Here is a 5,639-nt window from a genome sequence, read left to right as displayed (position 1 = left end):
GGGCGCCGTCGTCGGTAGGGCTGCGCATCATCGGCCCGCCCACGTCACGCCGCGGCGGCCTCCCGCGGGAAGAGCCGCGCCATGACGTCCGACAGCGCGATGACCCCGGCGACCGTGGCGCCGTCGGTCACGACCGCGAGGTGGTTGCGGGTCTCGCGCATCTGCGCGAGGGCCGCGTAGACGGGCACGGACGGCTCGAGCGTGAACGGCGGCCGCATGAGGTCCGCCGCGGGCCTGTCGACGTCCACGTCGAGCGTGTCGCGCACGTGCACGACGCCCGAGATGGCGGCGTCGTCGCCGAGCAGGATCCGCAGGTGGCCGGACGTGCGTGTCGCCTCCTGCACGTCGTGCACCGTGGCGCTCGACGGGACCATGGTGGGCCGGCCCCGACCGGTGAGCAGGTCGCCCACGGTGAGGGTCTGCAGGTCCAGGGCGCCGGAGAGCTGGGCGAAGTACGCCGGGTCCAGGGCGCCGACGTTGGCCGAGTGCTCGACGAGGTGTCGCAGGTCGTCGGCGCTCTGGCCCGAGGCGACCTGGCCGGTCGGCTCGACGCCGACCTTGACGAGGCACCAGTTGGCCATGTCGTTGAGCCCCGTCAGCAGGGGGCGGGTCAGCCACATGAAGCCGCGCATCGGGATGGCGAGCAGGGTGGCCGACGTCTCGGGGTGGGCGATGGCCCACGACTTGGGTGCCATCTCACCGACGACCAGGTGCAGGAACGTCACGATGATCAGCGCCAGGACGAACCCGGCGGCGTCCGCGACCCACAGCGGGGCGCCCCATGCCTCGAACGCGGGCGTGAGCCAGTGGTGCACCGCCGGCTTGGTGATCGCGCCGAGGGCCAGGGTGCAGGCCGTGATGCCGAGCTGGGAGCCGGCGAGCAGCACGGTCAGCTCGGTCGAGCTGCGCAGCGCGGCGCGGGCCGAACGGCTGTTCGGGGCGGCGTCCTCCAGGCGGTGCCGCTTGGCCGCGAGCAGCGCGAACTCGACGGCGACGAAGAACGCGCTGAGCGCGATGATGACGACGGTGACGGCCACGACGACCCAGGGGTTGCTCATCGGTCGCCCTCCTCGGTCTCGGGCGCCACGGCGGGCGCAGCGGCGGGCGCGGTGTCGGGGGTCGGGACCGGCCGGTCGTCCGTCGGGAAGGTCACGCGGACCAGGGACGGGACGTGGCGCTCGACCTCGATCACGTCGACGCGCATCCACGCGGGCTCGGGCTCGGCCGCCAGGGCGAGGTCGGCGGGGTCGAGCGGTAGCTCGACGACGATGCCCTCGCCGGGTTCGAGCAGCGAGCCGTGCTGGTCGATCGCGAGGCCCGCGATCGTCTCGTAGTCCCCTCGCGGCAGGTCGCGGCCGATCGCGCGCTCGACCTCGTCGATGTGCGTGTCGCCGGGCATGACCCAGATCCCGTCGTCGTCGCGCGGGGCGATGGTCGGTGTCGCGGGGTCGTGCTCGTCGGTGATCTCCCCGACGAGCTCCTCGGCCAGGTCCTCGGCCGTCAGGACGCCCGCGAACCCGCCGTACTCGTCGATCACGCACGCGAGCTGGTTGTGCGTCTCGGTGAGCTCGCGCAGGGCGTCGGGCAGGCTCATCGCGGTCGGGATCACGACCACGGGGCGCATGAAGTCCTGGGTCCGGACGTCGTCGCCGTGCGTCGTCGTCAGGACGTCGACGAGGTGGACGACGCCGACGACCTGGTCGTCGTCGGCCAGCACCGGGTAGCGCGAGTGGCCGGCCGCCATCCGTGCCCGCACCTCTCCGAGGGTGTCGTCGACGTGCACGACGTCCACGTGGGCGCGGGGGATCATCGCGTGCTCGACGTCACGCTCGGGGAAGTCGAGGATGCGGTCCAGGAGCACCGAGAGCTCGCCCGGCAGGTCGCCGCTCTGGCGTGAGTCCGCGACGATGTGCTCGAGGTCGCGGGCCGTCGCCGAGTGCTCGACGTCGTGCACCGGCTCGATCCGCAGCGCCTTGAGCAGGAGGTTCGAGGCCTGGTCGAAGACCTTGATGAGCCAGCCGAACACGGCCAGGTAGATGGTCGTCGAGCGGGCGAGCCACAGGGCGACCGGCTCGGGCCGGGCGATCGCGAGGTTCTTGGGGAACAGCTCGCCGAAGATCATCTGGACGAACGTCGAGAACACGAGCGCCAGGACGGTGCCCACGGCGATGCCCACTCCGGTCGGGACGCCGACCCCGCCCAGGGCCGTGCCCAGCGACGCGCCGACGAGCGGCTCGGCGACGTAGCCGACCAGCAGCCCCGTCACGGTGATGCCGAGCTGGGCGCCCGAGAGCATGAAGGACGTGCGCTTGGTGACGGCCAGGGCGCGCTTGGCGCCGGCGTCCCCGGTGCCGGCGCGCGCGCTCAGGCGCGACCGGTCCACGGCCATGTACGCGAACTCCTGGGCGACGAAGTAGCCGGTCACGGCCGTGATCGCGACGATCACGACGACGCCGAGCAGCAGTGTCAACACCCACATCAGAACCTGCACCCCCTCGTCGCAGCATCGGCGGCCGGCACAAGGGGGTTCGTACTGTCTGCGTCCATGTCTCTCTCAGATCGCGGGTGGATTCCGACAGGTCAACGCGGAAGCGCGCCCGTGCGTTCCCGGAATCCCGCACCGATTCTCGCAGCGTCCGGCCCGTGCTTCCACCAAGGGATCACGAGGGGGATCCCCGCGGGGGGTCGTCGCGGGGGTCGCCGCGGCACGGGACGGGCGACGTAGGGTGTGAGCGCCCCCCGACGAGAAGACCGACCGAGGAGACCGACGTGGCGACGACTGCTGCGACCGAGGCGACCGTCAGCGACGTGCTGGCCGAGCTGGCAGCCCTGGAGGACCCGAAGATCCGTGCGGTCAACGAGCGCCACGGGGACGACCACGGCGTCAACCTCACCAGGCTGCGCGCGGTCGCGAAGTCCCTCAAGACCCAGCACGAGCTCGCGGGGCAGCTCTGGGAGACGGGCGACACCGCGGCGCGTCTCGTCGCGATCCTGATCTGCCGCCCCAAGGCCTGGTCGGCCGACGAGCTCGACGCCATGCTGCGTGACGCGCGCGTCCCCAAGGTGCACGGGTGGCTCGTCAGCTACGTCGTCAAGAAGAGCCCGCACGTCGAGGACCTGCGCACCGCATGGTTCGCGGACCCCGACCCGGTCGTCGCGAGCGCCGGGTGGGCCCTGACGACCGACCGGGTCGCGAAGTCCCCCGAGGGCCTCGACCTGCCCGGTCTCCTGGACCGTGTCGAGGCCGACATGAAGGACGCTCCCGAACGGCTGCAGTGGGCCATGAACGAGTGCCTCGCGAACATCGGCATCCACCACCCCGAGCTGCGCGCCCGCGCGGTCGAGATCGGCGAGCGGCTCGAGGTCCTCAAGGACTACCCGACGCCCCCGGGCTGCACGTCGCCGTTCGCGCCGACGTGGATCGCGGAGATCGTCCGGCGCCGGGCGCAGGCGTAGCGGTTCCCACCCCCGGCCCGACGGCGGAGCACTCTTCGCGCGACGCCACGGTCCGCCGTCGGGCACGGTGGGCGAAGTCCCCGACACGACGAGCTCCAGCGAGGCACCCATGACGAAGCCAGCCGACCACGACGCCTACATCGCCGCGGCGCCCGAGGCCTTCCAGCCGTCGCTGAGACGGTTGCGCGCGCTCCTTGCCGGCGCCCTGCCGGACGCTGACGAGATCGTGGCGTACGACATGCCGGGGTTCACGACCGGCGGCTCGGTCGTCGCGAGCTATGCGGCGTTCAGCAAGCAGTGCGGGCTGTACGTGCTGCCGGGCGCCGTCTCCGGGCACGCCGAGGAGATCGCGGCCGCGGGCCTCAAGGCGACCAGGACCGGCGTCACCTTCTCGCCGCGCAAGCCGATCCCGGACGACCTCGTCGAGCGACTCGCGCGAGCGTCGCGCAAGGAAGTCGGCGCGTGACGGCACGCGCTACCCGACCGGCACGACCTCCCCGGTCACGGTGTCCGCGCGGAACGCCCGCTCGAAGCGGGCGTCGCCTGCCTGGACCGCGCACGTGACGACGGCGGAGCCGGCGGTCACGTCCTCCGGCGTCACGGTGTACGTCGGCGTGAAATAGAGGGCGTCCTCGCCGGGCACGAGGCGCACGGCCGGGAACTCGGCCGCCACGTCGCCGTCGAAGCTGCCGCTCAGTGCCGCCGTGACGGGCTCCGTGCCACGGTGCCGGAAGCGTCCGGTGAACGCGAGGATGTCGCCCGCGCGCAGCCCCGGCGCGGCCGGACCGTAGTTGACGTCCTGTGCCTCGCGCGTGCCGAGGACCTGGTCGCCGTCGTACCCCTGCCCGATCTCCTTCCAGGTGTGCACGCCCCACTCGCCGCCCTCGGACGAGATGACGTGCGACGCGCCCACGGTGACCCACCGGGCGGGACGGCCCGGGGTGATCGAGCGGAGCACCATGGTGAACGCACCGCCGTCGTCGTCCTCGTAGGTCCGCGCTGCCACGGCGAGGGCCTCGGGGGACAGGGCCCCGGCGCCGAGCCGGGCGAACACGATCTCGCCGTACCCGTCGCGCTCGTAGAGCACGCCGAGCGACCCGTCGGCGAGCACGGCCGCTGTCGAGTAGGCGCTCGAGCCCGCGCAGATCGTGAGCGCGGGCCGCCACGTCGTGCCGTCGTCGTACGACACGCTGAGCACCGTGTTGCGGCGCAGGTCGGCGTCGCGGTTGTTGGTCACGAGCAGGGGAGCGGCCGCGTCGGTCACGGGCCCGAGCCGCAGGATGCTGCCGTTGTCGCTCGGGTCGGGCAGGTCCGGCGCGGGAGTCAGCGGCCCGTAGGAGTGGCCGCCGTCGGTCGAGACGGCCTGCACCCGGCAGCCCTTGGCGCGCGAGCTCAGGAGGACGCGGCCGTCGCTCAGCTCGACGACCTTGTTCTCGTTGGCCCCGGGCCCCGTGGGCTCGCCGAGCGTCCACGTGTCGCCGTGGTCGTCCGAGTACGCCGACGCCGCGCGGATCTCCCCGCCCAGGAGCAGGACCATCTGCTGGAGCAGGCGCCCCGCGTACGGACCGGTCTCGAGCTGGATCCCGGCACCGGCCGCGGCGAAGAGGCCCGTGACGCCCTGCGGTTTGAGCGAGGCCGTCACGCGCCGGTGGGTCCAGGTGAGGCCGTCGTCGTCGGAGAACGACAGGTCGACGTGCTGGACGTCGTCCTCGGGCTCGAGCCCCTCGACCGCCTCGAAGAAGCCCGCGTGGGTCCCCGCGGCATGGAAGCAGAAGATGCGTCCCGTCACACGGTCGACGATCAGGCTCGGGTCGCCGAACCCCTGGAGCCCCGTGCCGACGCGTACGTCCTGCTGCGGGCCCCACGTCCGGCCGTGGTCGAGGCTGCGCCGGACCAGGAGGTCGATCGTGTTCGGCAGGTCGTCGAGGTTGGGGCGTCCGTCGTACGCCGCGAGGACCGTGCCGCGCGTCGAGACGGCCAGGGCGGGGATGCGGTACTGGCGGTGCCCGCCGACGCCGCGGGCGGCGAGCACCTGATGGGTGAGTTCGTGGGGGTTCGTGCGCATCCCCTAGATGTACCCCGGCCCGTGCCCCGGGCCAAGCTCCGTCGGGCGGCGAGTCCGCGCGCCTGCTTCATGGACCGTGCCCGACGGCGGCTCGCACCTTTGCACGAAAGGTGCGAGC

The 5,639-nt window shown here is 72.7% G+C and carries 5 protein-coding genes; 2 read left to right on the top strand and 3 right to left on the bottom strand.

Annotated features, from left to right (window positions below):
* Positions 1-44 precede the first annotated feature (44 nt).
* Complete coding sequence (locus ACFRCR_RS16180) at positions 45-1,058, bottom strand: hemolysin family protein (protein ID WP_377678937.1); 1,014 nt, start codon at positions 1,056-1,058, stop codon at positions 45-47.
* The gene (locus ACFRCR_RS16175; RefSeq protein ID WP_377678936.1) at positions 1,055-2,479 is read right to left on the bottom strand and encodes a hemolysin family protein; all 1,425 of its coding nucleotides are present in this window, start codon (positions 2,477-2,479) and stop codon (positions 1,055-1,057) included. Before ACFRCR_RS16175 ends, ACFRCR_RS16180 begins: the two co-directional genes overlap by 4 nt.
* Before the next feature lie 290 nt (positions 2,480-2,769).
* Between ACFRCR_RS16175 and ACFRCR_RS16170 the strand changes: the two genes are divergently transcribed.
* Together ACFRCR_RS16170 and ACFRCR_RS16165 are read left to right on the top strand one after the other, a co-directional pair.
* Positions 2,770-3,456 (top strand): DNA alkylation repair protein, encoded by a 687-nt coding sequence (locus tag ACFRCR_RS16170; RefSeq protein WP_377678935.1) that lies wholly within the window; start codon positions 2,770-2,772, stop codon positions 3,454-3,456.
* Positions 3,457-3,565: 109 nt separating this feature from the next.
* Positions 3,566-3,922, top strand: coding sequence for an iron chaperone (locus tag ACFRCR_RS16165; RefSeq protein WP_377678933.1), 357 nt, complete (start codon positions 3,566-3,568; stop codon positions 3,920-3,922).
* 9 nt (positions 3,923-3,931) lie between these two features.
* Here the strand turns inward: ACFRCR_RS16165 and ACFRCR_RS16160 are convergent, their stop codons facing one another.
* A complete protein-coding gene (locus tag ACFRCR_RS16160; protein ID WP_377678932.1) occupies positions 3,932-5,521 on the bottom strand; it encodes an exo-alpha-sialidase in 1,590 nt (529 codons plus the stop codon).
* Positions 5,522-5,639 lie beyond the last annotated feature (118 nt).

The organism is Oerskovia sp. NPDC056781 (genome assembly GCF_042789955.1).
Classification (GTDB): domain Bacteria; phylum Actinomycetota; class Actinomycetes; order Actinomycetales; family Cellulomonadaceae; genus Oerskovia; species Oerskovia rustica.
This window is presented reverse-complemented; position numbering and strand designations above follow the sequence as displayed.

Coding starts and splice junctions, on each gene's coding strand:
- ACFRCR_RS16180 (WP_377678937.1), bottom strand. CDS start 1,058: ATGAGCAACCCCTGGGTCGTCGTGGCCGTCACCGTCGTCATCATCGCG.
- ACFRCR_RS16175 (WP_377678936.1), bottom strand. CDS start 2,479: ATGTGGGTGTTGACACTGCTGCTCGGCGTCGTCGTGATCGTCGCGATC.
- ACFRCR_RS16165 (WP_377678933.1), top strand. CDS start 3,566: ATGACGAAGCCAGCCGACCACGACGCCTACATCGCCGCGGCGCCCGAG.
- ACFRCR_RS16160 (WP_377678932.1), bottom strand. CDS start 5,521: ATGCGCACGAACCCCCACGAACTCACCCATCAGGTGCTCGCCGCCCGC.